Origin of the sequence: Xanthomonas sp. NCPPB 1325 (assembly GCF_041477645.2) — a bacterium.
Taxonomy (GTDB): domain Bacteria; phylum Pseudomonadota; class Gammaproteobacteria; order Xanthomonadales; family Xanthomonadaceae; genus Xanthomonas; species Xanthomonas cannabis.
This window is the reverse complement of sequence record NZ_CM192985.1, coordinates 75,614-94,766: the sequence shown is the minus strand read 5'-3', so window position 1 is coordinate 94,766 and position 19,153 is coordinate 75,614. Positions and strand designations below refer to the sequence as shown.

At 65.0% G+C, this 19,153-nt stretch carries 20 protein-coding genes; 8 read left to right on the top strand and 12 right to left on the bottom strand.

What is annotated here, in order from left to right; translation table 11 throughout:
* Positions 1-529: 529 nt before the first annotated feature.
* Positions 530-1,348 carry an EcsC family protein gene (locus tag ACCQ10_RS00425; RefSeq protein WP_372361830.1) on the bottom strand — a complete coding sequence of 273 codons (819 nt, stop codon included), beginning with the start codon at positions 1,346-1,348 and terminating at the stop codon, positions 530-532.
* A 145-nt stretch (positions 1,349-1,493) separates the two neighbouring features.
* Between ACCQ10_RS00425 and ACCQ10_RS00420 the strand changes: the two genes are divergently transcribed.
* Entirely contained in the window at positions 1,494-1,949 is a 456-nt protein-coding gene (locus ACCQ10_RS00420) for an SRPBCC family protein (protein WP_047693288.1), read from the top strand.
* Between the two features lie 15 nt (positions 1,950-1,964).
* On the opposite strand, the gene proP is transcribed toward ACCQ10_RS00420, so the two are convergent.
* From proP to ACCQ10_RS00395, 5 genes are all read right to left on the bottom strand, one after another.
* On the bottom strand, positions 1,965-3,455 hold the full coding sequence (gene proP / locus ACCQ10_RS00415; RefSeq protein WP_372361829.1) for a glycine betaine/L-proline transporter ProP: 1,491 nt from the start codon (positions 3,453-3,455) through the stop codon (positions 1,965-1,967).
* A 405-nt stretch (positions 3,456-3,860) separates the two neighbouring features.
* The gene (locus ACCQ10_RS00410) at positions 3,861-4,190 is read right to left on the bottom strand and encodes a thioredoxin family protein (protein WP_372361828.1); all 330 of its coding nucleotides are present in this window, start codon (positions 4,188-4,190) and stop codon (positions 3,861-3,863) included.
* Positions 4,191-4,343: 153 nt separating this feature from the next.
* Positions 4,344-4,742, bottom strand: a complete 399-nt coding sequence (locus ACCQ10_RS00405) for a host attachment family protein (protein ID WP_372361827.1) — start codon at positions 4,740-4,742, stop codon at positions 4,344-4,346.
* A gap of 331 nt (positions 4,743-5,073) precedes the next feature.
* A complete protein-coding gene (locus ACCQ10_RS00400) occupies positions 5,074-6,114 on the bottom strand; it encodes an AI-2E family transporter (protein ID WP_372361826.1) in 1,041 nt (346 codons plus the stop codon).
* 349 nt (positions 6,115-6,463) lie between these two features.
* Positions 6,464-6,904: an NUDIX hydrolase gene (locus ACCQ10_RS00395; RefSeq protein ID WP_372361825.1), complete on the bottom strand. Its 441-nt coding sequence runs from the start codon at positions 6,902-6,904 to the stop codon at positions 6,464-6,466.
* A 482-nt stretch (positions 6,905-7,386) separates the two neighbouring features.
* On the opposite strand from ACCQ10_RS00395, the gene ACCQ10_RS00390 reads away from it, so the two are divergent.
* A complete protein-coding gene (locus ACCQ10_RS00390) occupies positions 7,387-8,043 on the top strand; it encodes an SDR family oxidoreductase (protein ID WP_372361824.1) in 657 nt (218 codons plus the stop codon).
* Between the two features lie 904 nt (positions 8,044-8,947).
* On the top strand, positions 8,948-10,114 hold the full coding sequence (locus ACCQ10_RS00385) for an HDOD domain-containing protein (protein WP_372361823.1): 1,167 nt from the start codon (positions 8,948-8,950) through the stop codon (positions 10,112-10,114).
* A gap of 66 nt (positions 10,115-10,180) precedes the next feature.
* Here the strand turns inward: ACCQ10_RS00385 and ACCQ10_RS00380 are convergent, their stop codons facing one another.
* Positions 10,181-12,469, bottom strand: a complete 2,289-nt coding sequence (locus tag ACCQ10_RS00380; protein WP_372361822.1) for an ATP-binding protein — start codon at positions 12,467-12,469, stop codon at positions 10,181-10,183.
* A gap of 167 nt (positions 12,470-12,636) precedes the next feature.
* On the opposite strand from ACCQ10_RS00380, the gene ACCQ10_RS00375 reads away from it, so the two are divergent.
* Positions 12,637-12,816 carry a CsbD family protein gene (locus ACCQ10_RS00375; RefSeq protein ID WP_016902944.1) on the top strand — a complete coding sequence of 60 codons (180 nt, stop codon included), beginning with the start codon at positions 12,637-12,639 and terminating at the stop codon, positions 12,814-12,816.
* A gap of 267 nt (positions 12,817-13,083) precedes the next feature.
* Here ACCQ10_RS00375 and ACCQ10_RS00370 read toward each other — a convergent pair whose 3' ends face one another.
* Positions 13,084-13,461, bottom strand: coding sequence for a winged helix-turn-helix transcriptional regulator (locus ACCQ10_RS00370; protein WP_372361821.1), 378 nt, complete (start codon positions 13,459-13,461; stop codon positions 13,084-13,086).
* Between the two features lie 93 nt (positions 13,462-13,554).
* Between ACCQ10_RS00370 and ACCQ10_RS00365 the strand changes: the two genes are divergently transcribed.
* From ACCQ10_RS00365 to ACCQ10_RS00355, 3 genes are read left to right on the top strand one after another with little or no spacing between them, the layout of a single operon-like run.
* The gene (locus ACCQ10_RS00365; protein ID WP_372361820.1) at positions 13,555-13,962 is read left to right on the top strand and encodes a hypothetical protein; all 408 of its coding nucleotides are present in this window, start codon (positions 13,555-13,557) and stop codon (positions 13,960-13,962) included.
* A gap of 18 nt (positions 13,963-13,980) precedes the next feature.
* A complete protein-coding gene (locus tag ACCQ10_RS00360; RefSeq protein WP_047126475.1) occupies positions 13,981-14,724 on the top strand; it encodes an SDR family NAD(P)-dependent oxidoreductase in 744 nt (247 codons plus the stop codon).
* Positions 14,725-14,750: 26 nt separating this feature from the next.
* Complete coding sequence (locus ACCQ10_RS00355) at positions 14,751-15,089, top strand: VOC family protein (protein WP_024940047.1); 339 nt, start codon at positions 14,751-14,753, stop codon at positions 15,087-15,089.
* A 216-nt stretch (positions 15,090-15,305) separates the two neighbouring features.
* Here the strand turns inward: ACCQ10_RS00355 and ACCQ10_RS00350 are convergent, their stop codons facing one another.
* Together ACCQ10_RS00350 and ACCQ10_RS00345 are read right to left on the bottom strand one after the other, a co-directional pair.
* The gene (locus ACCQ10_RS00350; RefSeq protein WP_372361819.1) at positions 15,306-16,043 is read right to left on the bottom strand and encodes an RNA polymerase sigma factor; all 738 of its coding nucleotides are present in this window, start codon (positions 16,041-16,043) and stop codon (positions 15,306-15,308) included.
* A gap of 60 nt (positions 16,044-16,103) precedes the next feature.
* Positions 16,104-16,457 (bottom strand): SymE family type I addiction module toxin, encoded by a 354-nt coding sequence (locus ACCQ10_RS00345; RefSeq protein WP_372361818.1) that lies wholly within the window; start codon positions 16,455-16,457, stop codon positions 16,104-16,106.
* 604 nt (positions 16,458-17,061) lie between these two features.
* On the opposite strand from ACCQ10_RS00345, the gene ACCQ10_RS00340 reads away from it, so the two are divergent.
* Positions 17,062-17,283: an XAC0095 family protein gene (locus tag ACCQ10_RS00340; protein ID WP_372361817.1), complete on the top strand. Its 222-nt coding sequence runs from the start codon at positions 17,062-17,064 to the stop codon at positions 17,281-17,283.
* A 302-nt stretch (positions 17,284-17,585) separates the two neighbouring features.
* Here the strand turns inward: ACCQ10_RS00340 and kwaB are convergent, their stop codons facing one another.
* Both kwaB and kwaA read right to left on the bottom strand, forming a co-directional pair.
* Positions 17,586-18,554, bottom strand: coding sequence for an anti-phage protein KwaB (gene kwaB / locus ACCQ10_RS00335; protein ID WP_372361816.1), 969 nt, complete (start codon positions 18,552-18,554; stop codon positions 17,586-17,588).
* Positions 18,551-19,138, bottom strand: coding sequence for an anti-phage protein KwaA (kwaA, locus tag ACCQ10_RS00330; protein ID WP_372361815.1), 588 nt, complete (start codon positions 19,136-19,138; stop codon positions 18,551-18,553). The genes kwaB and kwaA overlap by 4 nt, the downstream gene beginning before the upstream one ends.
* Between the last annotated feature and the right edge of the window lie 15 nt (positions 19,139-19,153).

Here is a 19,153-nt window from a genome sequence, read left to right as displayed (position 1 = left end):
TTCGATCGATGCACTCGACCGACACTCAACGACCACGCATAAGAGGCCTAGATATGAAATCTCGCCATGATCGATTCCTGAGTTCCAGAGCACTGGCGCTCTGCGTGCTTTTCGCCGCTACGCTTTCGACTGTGCAACACGCCCAAGCGCGCGATATCGGCGTGGTCAGAGTGACAGGCACTGTTACCGGAGATCCAAGAAATGCAAGGCCTACCAACCAAGAAGTCTTCAATTCGCTCTGGGGCGCAGGTTACGCCGCTTGCAGGACCCGAAACGGCGCCACGAAGTCGATAGCCTTGAGACGGGTGGCTGTTCCGCAAAGCAGTCTGACCGGAAGATGGGAAAATGTCACTGCAGAATGGGTATGCCGCGACACCCCATGACGCCCAGCTCGGAAAATCCAGTCATATTCGGCTGATGTTTGTTGTCGAAAGGCACGTTTCTGCTGGTTTGCCAATATCTTGGGACGCTGGAAGATGATTGGCGTTGCGCGCCGCGGATCGCGGCGCGCGTTAGAAGAAGACTCTTTTCACCGCGGCACAGACAAGGCCTCGTACGCCTGCCGCACTGCCTCTTCGCCGAACTGCCGTTCCAGCCGGCGCACGATGAAATGGCCGCGCGCCATCGCCTGGAAGTGGCGCATGAACACCGTGTTGAGCGTGGCACCGCTGACCGCGCCGACCAGGGGCACCGCCTGCACGGCGAGTTTTTCGCCCACGTTGACCGAGAACTTGGCAGCCACGCGCGCGACCAGCGACACCAGCGCCGGTGCGCCCTTGCTGGCAAAACCGTGCGCGGCCACGTGGCGGGCGGCGGCGCTGAGCTGCTGGGCCATCGCTGCACGCACCGCGAAATAGCCCGACTCGGCGCCGTCATCCACCACGCTGCGGCCGCCGTGCGCCAGCACTTCCAGGCAGGCCAGCGCGGTCTCCGGGTCCTGCAGCGATTCGTCTTCGGCACGCGCGATGTCGGCAATGGAGCGCAGCATCACGGTGGTGGTCAGCGGCAGCTCCACCATCAACCCCGGCAGGCCGAAAAACCCGCCAGCGCCGCCGGCCACCGCCACCGCCATGGTGTGGCGCGTGGTGGTCGCCGGCTGCAGGGGCTCGGTCTTGCCGCGCAGGCTCAGCAGCGCCGACTTCATCGCCACCTGCAGCGCGCGGCGGGTCACCCCGTCGATGCTGCGGGTCACCATCCTGGGCAGCCGCCTGGTGAGCAGGCTCTCGATCGGCGCGCCCAGGGCGTTGGCCAGTTGCGCCGCCACACCGGGGTTTTCCAGCAAGGCGTGGGCGGTGGCCAGGTCGCGCTGCGCGGCAGCGTCCATCACCGGTATCGGAAGCGTGGTCATGCCTGCTCTCGCTCGTAAGGGGCCTGGGCCGATGGTACCCAGCCCCGCGTGAGCGTCGGACGAGCGGCGTGCGCAAACTTCGTTACCGCTGCAGATGCCGGCAAAATGCGCGATCATCGGCGTCCACGCAGGCAATGCCCACCAGATGAACCGTGAGATCCGCCACAGCATCGTGATTGCCGCCGCGCCGGAAGTGGTGTCCGCCGCGCTGTCCGAGCCCACCCAGCTGGCCCGCTGGTGGACCCGTGAGGTGCGGCTGGTGGACGGCCGCGTGTGCCTGGACTGGAGCGGGCACGGCTGGCAGGTGGAGCTGCGCATCGACGACGGCGCCGACCACCGGCTGGTGTGCTGGCACTGCGAGCGCTCCAACATGCTCGACACCCTGGCCTGGGAAGGTACGGTGATGCGCTTCGATCTGATCTCCACCAGCCAGGGCACGCGGGTGGAGTTCGTGCAGTCCGGGTACCGCGAGTCGCCATGCTTCGACGCCTGCTCACAGGGCTGGCAGTATTTCCTGGGCAGCAGCCTCAAGCGCTACGTCGAAACCGGGGAAGGCACGCCCTATCCGGACGTGCCCGACCCCCGCAGCCCCGCGCGCTAACCGCGCGCCGTGCCGCTAGGCCGTGCGCGGCTGGCCCAGCGACGGTGCCGCGGGCACCGGCAACTGCGCATCCACCGTCACCGGGCTGTCGGACTGCAGCAACGCGCGCGCTTCGGCATCGCTGGCCACCGCCGGCGGCGAACCCCGCAGCGGCAGGCCGGCGGTCTCGCGCACGAACAGCATGGTCACCAAGCCGACCGCCGCCGCACCCATCAGGTAATACGCCGGCACCAGCGGGTCGCCGGTGCGTTCCACCAGCCAGGCGGTCACCAGCGGCGTGGTCCCGCCGAACAACGACACCGACACGTTGAAGGCGATCGACAGGGCGCTGTAGCGCACCGGGGTGTAGAACAGCGCCGGCAGCGTGGACGGCATCGAACTGGTGAAGCACACCAGCGCCAGGCCCAGCAGCATCAGCCCGGCGAAGATCAATCCATCGTGGCCGCTGCCGATCAGCAACAGGCACGGGATGGCCAGCGCAAACAACGCAATGCAGGCGCCGATGATCATCGGGCGCCGGCCCAGCTTGTCGCTGAACAGGCCGCCGACGATATTGAGCGGCATCATCACCAGCATCACCAGGATGATCAGCAACAAGCCCTTGCTCTCGGCGTAACCCATCGTGACGCTGAGATAGCTGGGCATGTAGGTCAGCAGCATGTAGTCGGTGACGTTGAACACCAGCACCAGCCCCACGCACTTGAGCAGCTGCGGCCAGTGCAGGCGCAGCAAGGTCATCAGGCCCTGGCCGGCGGTTTCGCGCACGCGCTGTTCCGATTGCTCGGTGTAGGCGCGAAAGGCCGGGGTTTCTTCCAGCTTCATGCGCATGTACAGGCCCAGCAGACCCAGCGGCCCGGCGATGAGGAACGGCACGCGCCAGCCCCAATCCAGCATCTGCGCCGGGGTCACGCTCATGTGCAACGCGGTCACGGTGGCGGCGCCGGCGATATAGCCGCCCAAGGTGCCGAATTCCAGCCAGCTGCCCATCAGGCCGCGGTTACGGTCGGTGGCGTATTCGGCAATGAAGGTCGCCGCGCCGCCGTATTCGCCGCCGGTGGAAAACCCCTGCAGCAAGCGCGCCAGCAACAGCAGGGCCGGTGCCCACAGGCCGATGCGGTCGTAGGACGGAATCAGGCCGATGCTGAAGGTACCCAGCGCCATCAGGATCATCGTGGCCGCCAGCACCTTCTGGCGCCCGTAGCGGTCGCCCAGCGGGCCGAACACCATGCCGCCGATCGGCCGCACCAGAAACGCGACGGTGAAGGTGGCAAAGGTGGCGATCAGCTGCGCCGTGGGATTGCTCGCCGGAAAGAACACCTGGCCCAGCGTCACCGCCAGGTAGCCGTACACGCCAAAGTCGAACCACTCCATCGCATTGCCCAGCGCGGCGGCGCCGACCGCCCTGCGCAGCAGGCTGCGGTCCACCACGGTGACCTCGTCGAGGTGCAGTTGGCGGCGGCGTTTGAACCAACCGAAATGCGAACGGATCGCGCGCGTGTCGTGCATGAGCTTGGTCTCCAGACTGGCTTGCGGCCACCGCTACCCGCACGTCCCGGCACCTGCACAGGACACGGCACATCACGCATACACGGCACAGGCACATGCACTGGAGTGGCCGGAGGCATTCCCGGACGGCCGCGTCAACTCAGCGGCGCTGCGGGACAGATGACCAACGAGATGGGCGTATGCCCAAGGGCTTGATCAGTGCGCCATGTTACACCAGCGTGCAGATCGCTGCAGACGCGACTGCATATGGGGCTGGATTTGGGGTCTTTTTTGCGGGGTTTTGCAGACGGTCCACGCGCACACCACTGTGCACGCGCCTGTAGGAGCGCACCCGGGCGCGACGGCGGTATCGGTAATGCCCTTCGCGCCCCGGTACGCCCCATGGCAGTTAGCCGAGGCCAGCAATCAGCCGAGGTCGAGTGCCGACAACAGCGGCTGCAGGTCCTCGCGCGTTTGCGGGCGGACCGCGCGGGCGACTTCTTCGCCATCGCGCAACAGGATCACGGTGGGCCAGAGCTTGACGCGGAACGAGCGGCCCAGCGGGCGCCCTTTTCCATCTTCGAGCTTGCGGTACTCGATCGCCTCATAGCCACCCAGCAGTTTCTGCAGCAGCGGTTGTGCGGCAATGCAATGCCCGCACCAATCGGTACCGAATTCCAGCACCTGCACACCGCGATGCGCATCGATGTCGCTGCGCTCCGGTGCCTGCGTGGCGTAGTCGCGAACAAACCCCATCTGCACTGTCTCCGTGACGCTGAGTGAGAACACAGCATTGCGCGCAGGCGCACCTGTAACGTACCGGCGCCCGGGTACCGGAGTGTACGCGGCGTACATCAGGTGCCGGGCGCCGGCGGCGTGCGTATGCGCCACCGGCGCTGCGCCTGCCGCTTACGACAGCGCGCGCTGGATGTCTTCCAGCGGCAGGTTGGTCAGGTCCTTGGCCAAGTCGCCAACCAGCCGCTGCTGGGTTTCCCTGTGCAGCAGGGGGCGCACGCGGCCCAGCGTGGTCGGGTCGGCCACCAGCACCAGGTGCGTGTACTCCTGCTTCAATGCCCCATCGTTCAGGGCCTTGGACAGCTGCTTGGCAAACGTCATCTCGTCCAGGTCTGCCTCGGTGAGATCCTGCGGTGCCTTGCCGGCCGGGCCATCGTCGTCGACGTTCTGCACGTCGGTGCGCGCGTGCTGGCGCAGCACGACCTTGGCTTCGTTGCCGGTATTGGTGAACCAACGCGCTTCGCCGCCGTCGGCCACCACGACCAAGGCACCCTGCGGAATTTGCAGACTCATCCGATTTCTCCTGTTTCGATGATCGGTGCGGCGTGTGCCGCACCCAGTCGGCCTCAACCTAGGTCAGCAGATGTAAGCAAGGTGCCTAGCCGGCGTCAGCGCGGCGTTAGTGGCGCTGCCAATGGCGGCGGCGGCAGCCCCAGATGGCGGCTGAAAAAGCGCGCCATCACGCGCAACACCTGCTGGCATTCCGGCAAGTTCTCGCAGCGACCCCATCGGCCCAGCCCCCGGTGTCGGCACGAATGCGCGGCGCCACGCGGTATCCAGCAATGCCGTCAGGCTCGCTCAGCGGCCTGCGTTGGGCGTGCACCCTGCGGCCGGCGTGCGCCGTTCAGTGCGGTGTTTGCCCGGGAATGGAGGTGGGCGTGCCGAGCGCCTCCTGCACATACAGGCGCTTGACCAGCACAAACGCCACCACCGTCAGCGGCGCGGCCAGCAACACGCCGGCCGGCCCCAGCAGGATGCCGATGCCGAACAGCGAAAACAGCAGCAACACCGGCGGCAGATCCACCGTGCGTTGCTGGATCAGCGGCAGCAACAGGTTGCCTTCGATCTGCTGCACCACCACGAACAGACCCGCGGTGGCCAGCGCCATCTGCGGGCTGACCGTAAACCCGAGCAGGATGGCCGGAATCGCCGCCACGACCGGCCCGACGATCGGCACGAAATCCAGCAGGCCGGCAACGATGCCCAGCGCCAACGCACCGGGGATGCCCAATGCCCACAGCCCCAGCCCGGTGAGCACGCCCACCACCGCCATCGCCATCAGCTGGCCGCGCAACCACAGCCGCAGCGCGGTGCCGCTGGCCTGCAGTGCCTCGTCGGTGGTGGCGCGCGCGTGCGCCGGCAGCAGCAGCAAGACCCCGCGCCGGTACAGCTGCGGCTGCGCGGCCAGATACACCGCGCCGGCCAGCACCAGGAACAGGTTGGCCACACCGCCGGTGATGCTGAGCGCAAACGCACCGGCGCGTGGGGCCAGGTTGGACACACGTGCCGGCGCCTGGCGGGTGAGTTCTTCCAGTGTCGGCCCCAGGGGCCCGGCCGCCACCCAATCGTGGAAGCGCGTCCACGCCTGCGGCAACGTGCGTTGCAAGGCTCCCACTTCCGAGGCCAGCTGCGAGCCGAACAGCCACAGCAGTGCGATAAATCCCACCGTCAGCACCACCACCACCAGGGCCAGCGCCCACCCGTCCGACACGCGCGTGTGGCGCGTTACCCAGCTGGCCAACGCCCGCAGCAACACCGCCACCACGATCGCGCCGAAGACCATCAGCAACAGGTCCGACAACGTCCACAGCATCCACGCGCACGCCACCAGGGCCAGCACGATGATCACACGGACGGCAAAGGCGCGGAGATCGGAAGAAGGCATGGGCCACTCACTGCAAAAACAAGCCCGGAGCCTAGCGAAGCCAGCGAGAAGAACGTGTCGCCACACCGTGCAACAGCGCCGCACGCGCCAGTAACGGCGCTGTTTGAACGCACCACGCCGGCTGCCACACAGCGTCGGCGCGTGGATGTGCCGCGCACTGTGGGCCGCTGACACGTAGGGCCAATGCGGCGCACTGGCACCAGTGCGCCTGTCGTGGGTGATGCCAATACCCTCCATCCGCGCACGCATCGCACTGCCTGAGTCGCAAGCCGCTCTTCGATTCCCGATTCCCGATTCCCGCCCCGGCCTTGCGCCAAGTCTGGCTAGGGTCCCGCTGCGGCGACGCGACTCAGTCGACCGGCCTAGCCTGCTCGGCCCGCACCTGCCGCACCGCCTGCACCGCCGAGCGGGTCAGCGGCGTGGGCAGCGCATCGAGCGCAAACCAGCCGATGTCCAGCAGCACCTGCGGCTCGCGCAACTGTGCTTGTTCGCTGCCATCGATGCTGGCCAGATACACCGGCGCCACCCAGTGTTGCGGCGGGTCCATGTCCGGCTCGAAGTGGCTGACCACGCACAGCACCCGCTGCGGGTGCACCTGCAGGCCGGTTTCTTCCAGCACCTCGCGCACCACGGTGGCTTCCACGGTCTCCATCCAGTCCACCTTGCCGCCGGGCAGCCCCCAGTGCCCCTGCTCCGGCGCGCGCCCGCGCAACACCAGCAGCAGGCGGCCATCGGCACGCTGGATAAAGGCGCCACAGCCAACGCGTGGACGTAGATCGGAAGTGGGCATGGCGCATCTCGCAACAAGGCCGGCTAGTGTCACAGATGTTGCCGATATGGTCAGCGCGCGGTACAGCGATATGCGCAGCGCGGCGAGCTTTTGGGCGCGGCGCGTGCCTGGTGGTCGAAGTGCACCTGCCGGCATGCGTTGCGGATCACGCGCGACGAACTGCACTGCCAGACGCGGCATGGCCATGCCGCCCGTGCCACGTGAGAGGTGGCATGGGTGTGGATACGCTTGCGGCGCAGTTCACATCGCCGGCGTTGCGTTGCGAGCGCAGCCGCATACCGCGTCGTCGGACTGCAATCGCACCGGCACGTGCCGGCGAAGATCTGCAGCTGCCGTTCTCGCCACTCGACATTGCCTGATGGCGTCGTAGGTGGGCGTTCAATCACCAACATCTGTTGGCACGTCGATAACACCGCCTTAGCGCCGCGTTGGCGAGGATGACGCCCTTCCGCGCCGGTGCGGCGCGCACTGTTGGAGGTGATATGTCCCGTATCCTGGTGATCGGCGGTCATGGCAAGGTCGCGCGTTTGCTCACGCCGCTGCTGGTGCGTGGCGGGCATCACGTGACTGCGGTGTTCCGCAACCCCGAGCACGAAGGCGATGTCATCACCGATGGCGCCACGCCGGTGGTGTTCGACATCGAACATGCGGATACCGCGGCCATCGCCGCGCAGCTGGCCGGGCATGACGCGGTGGTGTGGTCGGCCGGTGCCGGCGGCGGCGATGCAGCGCGCACCTATGCCGTGGACCGCGATGCGGCGATCCGCTCGATGCACGCGGCCGAGCAGGCACGCGTGCGGCGCTATGTGATGGTGTCGTATCTCGGGGCCGGGCTGGAACACGGCATCGGCCCGGACGACGGGTTCTTCGCCTATGCGCAAGCCAAGGCCGCGGCCGACGCGCATCTGCGCAGCACCGTATTGGACTGGACGGTGCTGGGCCCCGGCCGGCTCACCCAGGATCCGCCTTCCGGCCGCATCACCCGCGACCCCGGCAGCGACGCCGACGGCGGTGTGTCGCGCGCCAACGTGGCCCAGGTGATCGCCGCCGCACTCGCCACCCCGGCAAGTATCGGCAAGACGGTGGGGTTCATCGACGGGCAGACCCCGATCCAGCAGGCGCTGTCGCAGCTGGACTGAACGCCGGGCATGGCGATCGCGGCAAGGCGCGCCGTGTCTGGCGCTGATTGAAGGTCTGCCACCCGTACCGCGAGATGACGTTCCACCGGCCCTGTGCCCCGGGGCCACACGCCGGCTCGGCCCAGGGCATAGCGCGTCGTACGCCGGTGGGAGGCTCCCGTTATCATCACCGCACACCACGGTGGCGTGGACCGGCGCCTGCACCAATTGGTTTCTGCGCCTTGCCGCGTCATGTACGGCTGCACAAATGAAAACAGACACCGCGCGCTGCACGGTGCCTGTCGAAGGTGGTCCAACTGCGGATGCCTGCACCCTTTAAGCTGCCTAGATGCTCTAGAACTGCACAGCTGGTGACACATGGTGGGGGGCGGTGCGTTAGCGCCACGTGCAGTGCCGCGGTCAGCTTGAAGACATCCCGCTCATTGCTGCACTGCGGGCAAAGACACGCGCGCCTTGCAGCGCTTGCCCATGCGCGCCATTGCGGCAGCCGGGCGGCAGTGCAGGCAGCGGTGACTGCATGCACGCACGCTAAACGCCAGCGCGCCTACCGACCGGTCACGCGCTCCACCACTGCGGCGCTCGGCCAACGGCCAGTTGTTCCGCGCGCGGGCATGCGCCGGCGATGCCGACACTCCAGACAACGCGCGCGCCGCGGGTGCGGATGACCAGTCGTCAGCACCACGCGCCAGTCAGTGCCGCACGGCAACGGCATGCACCATGCCCGGTGCAATGCAGCGCCTGCCTGCACCGGTACGCTAGCCGCGCGGCAGGCCGCGCGGCAGGCCGTGCGTCGCCAGCGCCGCTGGCAAGCGCCGCCGTAGCGCAGCGTGCCCGGTAGCTGCGCTGCGCATTGCCGCCATGCCCGCCATCGCCGATAGTCGCAGCACTGATCAGACGACTGCCTATGATGCTTGTGACCGTGGTGCTGCTTGCTGCCGGACTGATCGCTGTCGCGATGATCGTCGGTGCCCTGGTGTGGATGCACATGCGCCAACGCGCGCCCACGCCGGTTGCCTCGGACGCGCCCACCACGCGGCCGGCCCGTGCAGCGGCGGCCGCCACACCCGTCGCGGCTTCCTCCCACAGCCACACCGCCCCCGTGCCGCAGCCAACGCACGGCGTGGCGCCCCCCTCGCCAACCGACCCGCCACCGATGCGGCCGCTGCTGCGGCGCATGTATGCCGCGGTGATGGCCAATCCGTCGTTGGCCAATGCCAGCCTGCCCGGCGACCCCGCCCAGCTGGCGGTGCTGGAGGCCGTCGGCAACGCACTGGCGCATGTCGATCTGCGTCCGCAGCTGTTGCCGCGTCGCCCACACCTGTTGCCGCAGTTGATGCGTGCGGTCAACGACCCCGATGCGTCCGGCCGCGGCATTGCCGCCATCATCGCGCAAGACCCGGCATTGGCCGCCAACCTGCTGCGCATCGCCAACAGCGCGCTGTATCGTCCGCAGGGCGGCCCGCTGGAAAGCCTGGAGCGCGCAGTGGTGCATATCGGCACCGAAGGCGTGCGCCAGATCGTTGCCGCAGCGGTCATGCAGCCGGTGCTGAGCCTGGACGGTGGCCTCCACGCGCGCCTGCCCGCAGCGGTGTGGGACTACGCCCTGCGCACCGCCGCCGCCGCAGCCGCCTACATGCGCGAACGGGGCGGGGACACCTTGTCGGCACAGCTGGCCGGCCTGTTGCAGGGCCTGGGCGCGGTGGTGATCCTGCGGGTGCTGCGCGATACCTACGCCGAGCGCCCGGGCCTGCCCTACAGCCTGGAGATCGCCGCCGCCCTGGTCGAACGCCACACCGCGGCGGTGGCCAAGACCATCGCCACCACCTGGGACCTGCCGGCAGCCCTGGGCACCGCCCTGGACGAACAACGCCCCGAGCACGACACCACCCTGCTCGCCAGCCCGTTGGGCCGTGCCCTGCGTTACGGCCGCCTGGCCGCCGTGCTGGCCATGCTGGCCCGCCATGGCGCCGAGCAGGAGGAGCACGCGCTCAGCGTGCTGTCCACGCTGGAGCCGGACCAGGCGGCCAACGCCGCGCTATGGCAACGGCTGGTGGCCTCCAGCGTGGAGTGAGGCCGGCCGCTTCGCGCCAGGTCGGGCACACGCAGGCAGGCAAGCGCCTGCATGGCGCCGCAGCGCTCAACCCTCGCTTGCAATCATCTCCTTCACCCGCGCGGCAAGCACGCTCACGCTGAAGGGCTTGGCCAGCACCGCCATGCCCGCTTCCAGATGGCGGTCGTTCAATTGCGCGTGTTCGGCAAAGCCGGTGATGAACAGCACCTTGAGTTTGGGCCGGCCCACGCGCGCGGCATCGGCCATCTGCCGGCCGTTCATGCCACCGGGCAGCCCCACGTCGCTGATCAACAGATCGATCCGCACCGGCGACTGCAGGATGCCCAGGCCCGCGGCGCTGTCGACGGCCTCCAGCACGGTGTAGCCCAGCTCTTCCAGCACCTCGGTGAACAACAGGCGGATGGACGGTTCGTCGTCGACGATCAACACGGTTTCACCGGCCAGCGAGGGCGCCAGTTCCAGCGTGGCGGCACCGCCGTCGCTGCTGTCGTCGGCACCGGCATGCCGCGGCAGGTAGATGCACACCGTCGAACCCTTGCCCACTTCCGAATGGATGCGCACCTGCCCGCCGGATTGCTTGGCAAACCCGTAGATCATCGACAGGCCCAGGCCGGTGCCCTCGCCGATCGGCTTGGTGGTGAAGAACGGATCGAACGCGCGCGCCACCACGTCCGGCGGCATGCCGGTGCCGGTATCGCTCACGCACAGCGACAGGTAGTGGCCTTCCGGCATGCCCAGCTGCTGGCCCATCTCGCGGTCGATCCAGCGGTTGCTGGTCTGCACGCACAGGCGCCCGCCGTCGGGCATTGCATCGCGCGCGTTGATGCACAGGTTGAGCAGCGCGTTCTCCAGCTGCGGCGCATCCACCAGCGCCAGCCACAGCTCGGCCGCGGCAAGGTTTTCCACGCAGATCCCCGGGCCCACCGTGCGCTGGATCAGCTCCAGCATGTCCACCACCAGCCGGTTGACGTTGGTCGGCTTGGGCAACAGCGTCTGCCGCCGCGCAAATGCCAGCAGCCGGTGGGTCAGCGCAGCCGCTCGCGTGGTGGCGCCCTGCGCGGTGGCCACGTAACGCTCCAGGTCGCGGAAGCGGCCTTGTTCGATCCGCAGGCTCATCAGCTCCAGCGCGCCGGAAATGCCCGCCAGCAGATTGTTGAAGTCGTGCGCCAGCCCGCCGGTGAGCTGCCCCACCGCTTCCATCTTCTGCGATTGGCGCAGCGCCTCTTCCACCGTCATCAACTCGCGCGTGCGCTCGGTGACCCGCTGCTCCAGCGTGTCGCTCAGCTCGCGCAGTGCTGCCAGCGCGCGGTCGCGCTCTTCCGACAGTGCGTGGCGCGCCTCGATGTCCAGCAGCACGCCGGGAAACCGCAGCGGCGTGCCGTCGGCGCCCTTTTCGACCCGGCCATTGGCCTCCAGCCAGTAGTACTTTCCGTCGCGCCGCTTGACCCGGTACTGGTGCGCGTAGGCACCGCCGCGGGCGATGGCTTCGCCAATGGCCACGCGCAGCCCCTCGCGGTCGTCCGGGTGCACGGTCTGGATCACCTGCTCCAGCGACAGGCCGGTGCGTCTAATGGACGGATCGAAGCCGAAGTTCTGCGCAAACGCCTCGTCCACCGAAAACGCGTCGGTGGGCAGGTCCCAGATCCAGGTACCGATGATCGCCCCGGCCGCCAGCGCCAGCTGCACGCGCTCGGCATTGCGGCGCGCCACGGTTTCGGCCTCCAGCGCGCGATCCCGCTCGCTGGTGCGGTTCACCACCTCGTGCACCAGGTGGGTGTTCTCGTTGCTCAACATCGCGTGCTGGATGTCGCGGTTGCGGTCGGCCGCCACCTGCGCGGTGGTTTCGATGGCGATATTCATCAGCCCCACGATGCTGCCGTCTTCGCCGCGGATCGGCGAGGCGGTGGCATTCCAGTAGGTCATCTCGTTGACGCCGTTGCGCAGCATCGGCAAGGCGATGACCCCCTGGCCGAAACCCTCACCGGTTTGCATCACCCGGGCGAAGTCCTGTGCGATGGGCGCGTAGGTTTCCTTCCACACCTCGGTCACCGGCTGGCCCAGCGCCTGCGGATGACGCTCGCCCATCGATTGCACGTACACGTCGTTGTAGAGCAGGCGCAGCTCCGGCCCCCACAGCACCGCACCGAGGAGGGTGGAGTTGAGCACCACCGACAACGACGAGCGCAGCGACTGCGGCCAGGTCTCCGGCGCGCCCAGCGGCGTGGCGGCCCATTCGTGTGCACGCATCAACGCGCCCATCTCGCCGCCCCCCGCAAGAAACTCCAGGCCGGCGGACTCGGTGGCGGGGCGCTGTGTGCTCACGTGACGGCATTGCCTGGCGGAAAGTGCGCGCATTGTGGCACGCAGCGACCTCAGCAAGCCGTGCAGACGCGCGCGTGCCCCGCGGTGGCGCTGCGCGCCAGCTGGGCGTGCTGACGCGGGGATGACGGCATGCCCACGTCGCACTCACGTCCTGCGGGTACAGACTGGGCTGCAACATCCCCAACCGTATGAGGCACCCCGTGGACAAGAACCGTATCGAAGGTACCGCCAAGCAGGTAAAGGGTTCCATCAAGGAAACCGTTGGCCGCGTCACCGGCGACAAGAGCACCGAGCTGGAAGGCGCTGCCGAAAAGAATGTCGGCAAGGTGCAGAACAAGGCTGGCCAGGTCGCCGACAAAGTGCGCGACGCCGCCAAGTAACGCTGGCAGGTCAGCACCGTAGGCAGGCATTACGCCCGCCGCGCTGAAGCAGCGGATTGGCCGTCAAGCGTCACGCACGACGACGTAGACGGTGCATTCCACTTCGGCGAGAGATCGCACCAACGCCCCGACATGATCGGGGCGTTGGCGTTTTAGGGTTTGGAAATGGTTTTTGATTTACCGGGCTGACGGCCAGGATTGTCTGCGTGTCGCCGCAACGGTGATCAAGCCACGTGCACGCGCACAACGCGCTCCCTGGACTGTGTCCTAAACGCCGGGCTTGCGCCCGCGTGCAGCGGGCCGCTTTGCAACGCTGTCGCCATGTTGCTGCCACCACGCGGTCAGCGCTTCCATCGTTGGGCCCAGTCCGCGTGCCTTTGGCGTGATGGCGTATTCCACGCGCGGTGGCACCTGCGCAAACACGGTGCGCGTGATCAGGCCATCTGCTTCCAGCTCGCGCAATTGCGCGGTGAGCATGTGTTGGGTAACACCAGGGATGGCCTTGCGAAGCTCGCCGAAGCGATACACGCGCTGATTGAGCAGCCACATGATTTCCAGTTTCCATTTACCCGACAACAGTGCAAACGCACGGCGCATTTCCTCGTGCATATTGATTGCGCCCGCTGCATTGGTCTGCTTTTTCATACTAAACGCCTGATATTCATCCTACTTTTCAAGCGTCATCTTAGACGACATTCTGCGCGCACCTGGCAACCACCTGTCGCACGGCAGAACTCCATGAACACCCTCTACACGTACTGGGCCAGCACCGCATTGCTGTCGGCGCTCTATCTGACCTCTGCCGCCGTGTATCTGGCAAAAGGCGATGTCGTGCGCAAGGCGCAGGCAGCGCTGGGGTATTCGGCGCCGCTACTGGTGCCTTTCATGATCGCCATCAAACTGCTGGGCCCACTGGTGATCCTGTCGCGCGTCAACCTCGTGCTGAGCGAGCTGGCCTACGCCGGCATGTTCTATCACCTGCTCTTATCCGGCATGGCCCATCTGGGCGCGCGCACCCCCAAGGGCGCCATTCCGGCGGCACTGGGGCTGGTGGTGCTGGTGGCCTCGTTCACTACCCAGAACGCCGCACGCCACCCCGCATCACCGTATGCCGCGGTCGTCGCGGCATCCCTGAGCACACCCTGATCCCCGAAGGAGAACATCATGTCCCGACTCAACGGTAAGGTGGCCATCGTCACCGGTGCAGGACGCGGTATTGGCCGGGCAACCGCGAAGCTGTTCGCCGCAGAAGGCGCAAAGGTCGCCGTGCTCTCGCGCACCCCCGCAAACGTGGATGCAGTCGTTGCCGACATCACTGCTGCAGGCGGCACGGCACTTGGCATTGTCTGCGACATCGGCGAGGCCGCTCAGCTCACCGCAGCCATCGACACGGTGGCCGCCACCTACGGCGGCATCGACATCCTGGTGAACAACGCCTTCGACCCAAGCGTGCCGTTCTCCTCGATCCTCGAGCTGTCGGCGGAGCAGTTGCAGCGCAACCTCGATCTTGGCCCTGTCGCGTACCTGCGCGCGATGCAGGCGGCCTACCCCTACCTCAAGGCAAGCGGCGCCGGCCGCATCATCAATTTCGGCTCGATGGCCGGCGTGGTCGGGATGGCGGGCTACGGCCCCTACAACATGGCCAAGGAAGCCATCCGCGCCCTCACCCGCACTGCCGCCCGCGAATGGGGCGCGGACAAGATCACGGTGAACACCATCCTGCCGGTTGCGCAAACGTGGGGGCCAGAGACCAACGTCCCGGCGCCCACCAATCCGCTGGGCCGTTACGGCTCGCCGGAAGAAGACATTGCCCCGGTCGTGCTGTTTCTGGCCAGCGCCGACAGCCAGTTCATTACCGGGTCGAGCCTCACGCCCGACGGCGGCTCCCTCATCGACAGCGCCCGCTGACCGGACCCCATGACAAGGACACCTGCATGAAGATCCACGCAGTCACCATCGACACCGCCCACCCGCAGGCACTGGCCGCCTGGTGGTCACGCGCCCTGAAGATCGCCGTTGCCAACGACTACGGCACGGTGGTGCAACTGGCCGCGTCGCCGGACCTGCCGTTGTTCCAGTTTCAAAAGATCGACCACGTGCCGACCCAACGCAACCGCGTCCATGTCGATCTGAGGACGCCTGATCTGGACAGCGAAACCGAGCGCCTGGTTGCGCTTGGGGGAACGCTGGTGCAGACCGTTGCATTGCCGCAAATCCGCTACGCGACCCTCACCGACCCGGATGGCAACACCTTCGATCTCATCGCCCAATAGCGCGCCTGCGGCTAGACGCCATGCCGAACGGCAGCGCTGGCGGCAGCACCGATCCACTGCGCGATGCGTTGGCGGAGAGTGCCGCAGGTTCCATCTCGGCGGCGCTGGCAGCGGCGGTGCCTTGGCGTCTGTTCCCTTACGCCTGACAAGCGTCACTGCGTGGTACCACTGCACGGCGGAATGCGCCCCAATGGTCGGCGGCGCAATTTGCCGGCATCACTCACCCACAGCCGCACGGCAGGCAGCCAGAGCACGGCTGATGTGTTTTTCCACCATCTTGACCGAGATGCCCATGACGGCGGCGACTTCCGGGTAGGTGAGGCCGTCGAAGCGGTTGAGCATGAAGGCTTGGCGGCATTTGGGCGGCAGCGCGGGCAGCGTGTGGGTGTGCAGGTGCTGCAGGGTGCGGCGGGCGTCCACCAGTTGGTCCACCGCCGTGCCGGCGGCGGCGAGCGGTTCGCTGCCCTCCAGCGGCACGTGGCGGGAGGCGTGCCTGCGGTGGCGCGTGCGCCAATGCTCCAGCACCACGTTGTGGGCGATGCGGTACAGCAGCAGCTTGTAGCTGTGGATGTCGGGCGTGTTGCGGTAGGCCAGCAGGCGCAGCAGCGCTTCCTGGGCGAGGTCGGCGGCGGTGTGCGGGTCGCGCAGGCGCCGCCGCATGTAGGTGAGCAGCTCCGCCTGCAGCTCCACCACGGCCTGGTCGAAGCGTTCCCTGGCCGGCGCGCGCTCCTCGCGCACCTGCCAGCGCGTGGTGAAGCGGCCAAGCGCGTAGATGCCCGCCATGGGCGCGCGGGCCGGCAACTCGCGCACGGCGTAGGCGCTGCGGTGGCGCCACGGGCGGCTGCCGTAGCGCTCACCCAGCACCGCGCTTGCGGCGTATGCGCGCGCCGCGACCACCTGGCCGATGACACCGTGGCGGTCTGCACGCGACGCGCCGGTCATGCCCTCACTCATCATGCGACGTCTCCAGCAACGTGCCGAGCACATGCGGTGCGCGCATGCGCTGCGGCGTGATCAGCGAGGGTCTACAACGCTGATGACCAGCTCGCCATCGCGCTGGCGGATGTGCAGCTTGCTGCCGATGGCAAAGCCCAATTGTTCCAGCCAGCGGCCGCGCAGGCGCAGGGTGGGAATGCGCTGGTGACTGTCGGGATAGTACCCATAGCCGACGGTGCACTGCTGCGGCGCACGTGGGCGGCCGGGCCGCCGCGGTGTGCGGGGTTCGGCGCGGGGTTCGGGGATGGGCGTGCGCTCAAGGTACGGACGCGGCTGGATCGATGGATCCAGCGAGCGCCAGACGATTTCGGTAGGCGGCGGCACCGTGGCGCGCTTGCGCGCAGACGTGGAACGGGATGGGGATCGACGCATGGCAAAGCCCTCCTTGACGAACAAGCCCTGTCGCACGACGCGACGGGATGTCGGGAGGCTAGAAACCGCACACAGACGGCGGGCGTTTTCCCAAAGGGATTCGCATTAGCCGCTTTCCGACGCAAGTGTCACGCCGATTACGCATGCAAGAAACTGCAGGCACAAAAAACCCACCGGTTTGACGGAGGTGGGTGCCGCTGTGTGAGGAGTTTCTAGGCTCCTTGCAGCGAGATTGCTACGCGTTGGGTGGTGTGTCAACTGGTTGCAGCGACTCATTGCAGTGCTGCGCTTAGCCAGAGAATTCTTCTATGTAGGCGGCTTCCCCGCACCCGGACAGTCACCTCAGCTTGACCCTGCCCTGCGCCACCCGCACACTTCCAGCCGGAGCCTAGAAACTCCCCACACAGCGGTACCCACCTCCGAGTTTTGGTGGGTTTTTTGTGCTCGGCCATCTGGCTTGGCACTGCTCGGCGTTCCTACGCCGGGAGGGCGGCGAATACAACACCCGCAAGGGGAATAAGCCCGCCGGCTGTGTGCGGTTTCTAGCCTCCCGGCATCCCGCTGCGTTGTGCAGCGGGAGCTGCCTCACGGCAAGGAGAGCGGCATGCACAACGAACCGGGTTACTGGATGTCCGAAGGCACGCAATACCACCTGCTGCGCGTACGCGACCAACTGCGCCTGCTCGCCACCCTGGCCACACCACGTACCCGCGACGAAGCCGCGCTGGGGACGCCAACGATTCCACTGCAGCAATGGGCCCATTGCCTGCAGCACCTGGCCGAGCAGGTGGACGATGTGCTTGGGGATTTGAGTACCGCTCCCTAGCGCTGTGCCTGTCTGTGTCAGCGTGCCAGTCCCACGATCTACGGGCTGGCCGGTTTGGACGTGGGCGAGCACCTTGCCTTGTATCAACGCGCCGCGCCGGCGTACAAGACAACAATGACCCGCTTTCGCTCATTCACGCTACTGCTTTGCTTGGCACTGACCTCGGTGCTGCCGAGCGCGTGCACCCGGCCGTCTGAGAAGGCAGACGATCTGCCTGCTGCCCCATCGCCCGCACCCGCAGCACGTTCTGCACCAATCTTGTACACGTATTATTGGTTCGAGTTGGCCATCACCCTGCGACGCTAATGGCTAGGCGCCGCGGAGGCCTCGAGGCTATCTTTAGCAAGACTCGCATAGTAGCGGTTCGTCAATTCAGATTGCAGAAAATCGTCGTTCAAAATTTTGAGAAAAAGATCTTGAGAAACCTTCGTATCAAGTTTGAGCTTCGAGCCATCATCGCTTAGCCGAAATTTTCCTCGCAGCGTGGGATGATTCTCGACAAAAGCAATCACCTGAGCATTAGGGACAATACCCAGAACTGGGGAAGCTTTTGCGGCCCGGACAAGCTTACGAGAAAACGATATATCATTAATCCTATCCGTAAGTACCGCCGTGTCAACTACCAGATTGGACTTATCTATATTATCTATTCCCTGCACGGCTACATTTCGAACGGCCTCATGAAATCCAAAAAATCTTTCCAGCGTCTTGATGTCGACAATAAAGTATTCGCCATCAACACTCATAAACTCGAATTTTGAATTTATACGAAGGATATCATCCTCGAGCTTGACCAACCTATTTTCACTCCGGACAAGACCGAAGGTGCTATCGCGCTTGAGGAGCGCTACAGGATATTGATGCTTATAAATAGCTAACTGCTTCTGACCATGACCCAGAATAATTAGTATCCCTTCTAAATCTTGTAGCTCGTCCGTTTTAAAGCTGAACACCTCAAATTTGTCATTCTTTAGAACTTTTTCCAAACTCTTGATTTGATCTGGGATGTCAGGCAGATCATATCGATAAATGGCATTTGTGCGATCATCTGCACCAGATATATTTAACAATGATAATTCATCATTCAGCAGGACAGTTTTTTTAATGCTTTCTATAAAGTTACCAGCCAACTCATCAGATGCACTTTGATCAATGTCCGCAATTTTGATTGTTATCCCACCGTCTTTTTTGAGAATAAAGTAAAATTCGGCTGAACACGCATCGTCTAAAATCACATCGGATATCTTCGCCTTTAGTGCATCGAGACTCATCGGCTCCCCCTAGCGTAGTAAACACGATCATCTAACTCGAGAAACCTAACTTTATCTCCGTTACGGATCTGATCTTTGGTAATAAGAGTAATCTTTAGTTCTTCCCCGGTCCTTCGGGTCAGTTTAACTGAGTACAAACGAAATCCAAGCACCGCAAGAGTTGGGTTTGCATAGAATTTATCGGTCCTGACGTATATTATTCCAATAACAATCAGAAGGATCCCCAGTGCGAATAGATATCTTCCACTGGTTAGATTGAAGCAGATCAATGGAATTATGTAAGTTGTCAGAAACGTTAAGTGCTCATAGTTAATATCTTCGACACAAGAGACTTCAACAGGTATTGATTTGCTTCCGGCAATCTTGTAGTTGAACCTGAAGTAGTAGAGTGCACCCAGTGTTATCAGCAGAAAAGCGACAGCTGGCACCACATTTCTGGCTAATAATGCTTTCGCACCTATAAAACTGCAAGCAGGCTTAAAACAAAATGGAACATCAATCGTGACAACTATTATTAGTAAAAACAGGAGCCACAAAGACAGAATATAAAGCTCGAATTTCTCTAGAGTTTTATTTTTATTCATCACAAGGCACTGTCG

What these genes read in the sequence shown, in the direction of transcription:
- ACCQ10_RS00355 (WP_024940047.1), top strand. Translation starts at nt 14,751, where the DNA reads ATGAAGATCCACGCAGTCACCATCGACACCGCCCACCCGCAGGCACTG.
- ACCQ10_RS00380 (WP_372361822.1), bottom strand. Translation starts at nt 12,469, where the DNA reads ATGCGCGCACTTTCCGCCAGGCAATGCCGTCACGTGAGCACACAGCGC.
- ACCQ10_RS00370 (WP_372361821.1), bottom strand. Translation starts at nt 13,461, where the DNA reads ATGAAAAAGCAGACCAATGCAGCGGGCGCAATCAATATGCACGAGGAA.
- ACCQ10_RS00425 (WP_372361830.1), bottom strand. Translation starts at nt 1,348, where the DNA reads ATGACCACGCTTCCGATACCGGTGATGGACGCTGCCGCGCAGCGCGAC.
- ACCQ10_RS00360 (WP_047126475.1), top strand. Translation starts at nt 13,981, where the DNA reads ATGTCCCGACTCAACGGTAAGGTGGCCATCGTCACCGGTGCAGGACGC.
- kwaB (WP_372361816.1), bottom strand. Translation starts at nt 18,554, where the DNA reads ATGAGTCTCGATGCACTAAAGGCGAAGATATCCGATGTGATTTTAGAC.
- ACCQ10_RS00390 (WP_372361824.1), top strand. Translation starts at nt 7,387, where the DNA reads ATGTCCCGTATCCTGGTGATCGGCGGTCATGGCAAGGTCGCGCGTTTG.
- ACCQ10_RS00385 (WP_372361823.1), top strand. Translation starts at nt 8,948, where the DNA reads ATGATGCTTGTGACCGTGGTGCTGCTTGCTGCCGGACTGATCGCTGTC.
- proP (WP_372361829.1), bottom strand. Translation starts at nt 3,455, where the DNA reads ATGCACGACACGCGCGCGATCCGTTCGCATTTCGGTTGGTTCAAACGC.
- ACCQ10_RS00365 (WP_372361820.1), top strand. Translation starts at nt 13,555, where the DNA reads ATGAACACCCTCTACACGTACTGGGCCAGCACCGCATTGCTGTCGGCG.
- ACCQ10_RS00400 (WP_372361826.1), bottom strand. Translation starts at nt 6,114, where the DNA reads ATGCCTTCTTCCGATCTCCGCGCCTTTGCCGTCCGTGTGATCATCGTG.
- ACCQ10_RS00340 (WP_372361817.1), top strand. Translation starts at nt 17,062, where the DNA reads ATGCACAACGAACCGGGTTACTGGATGTCCGAAGGCACGCAATACCAC.
- ACCQ10_RS00350 (WP_372361819.1), bottom strand. Translation starts at nt 16,043, where the DNA reads ATGAGTGAGGGCATGACCGGCGCGTCGCGTGCAGACCGCCACGGTGTC.
- ACCQ10_RS00345 (WP_372361818.1), bottom strand. Translation starts at nt 16,457, where the DNA reads ATGCGTCGATCCCCATCCCGTTCCACGTCTGCGCGCAAGCGCGCCACG.
- ACCQ10_RS00395 (WP_372361825.1), bottom strand. Translation starts at nt 6,904, where the DNA reads ATGCCCACTTCCGATCTACGTCCACGCGTTGGCTGTGGCGCCTTTATC.
- kwaA (WP_372361815.1), bottom strand. Translation starts at nt 19,138, where the DNA reads ATGAATAAAAATAAAACTCTAGAGAAATTCGAGCTTTATATTCTGTCT.
- ACCQ10_RS00420 (WP_047693288.1), top strand. Translation starts at nt 1,494, where the DNA reads ATGAACCGTGAGATCCGCCACAGCATCGTGATTGCCGCCGCGCCGGAA.
- ACCQ10_RS00410 (WP_372361828.1), bottom strand. Translation starts at nt 4,190, where the DNA reads ATGGGGTTTGTTCGCGACTACGCCACGCAGGCACCGGAGCGCAGCGAC.
- ACCQ10_RS00405 (WP_372361827.1), bottom strand. Translation starts at nt 4,742, where the DNA reads ATGAGTCTGCAAATTCCGCAGGGTGCCTTGGTCGTGGTGGCCGACGGC.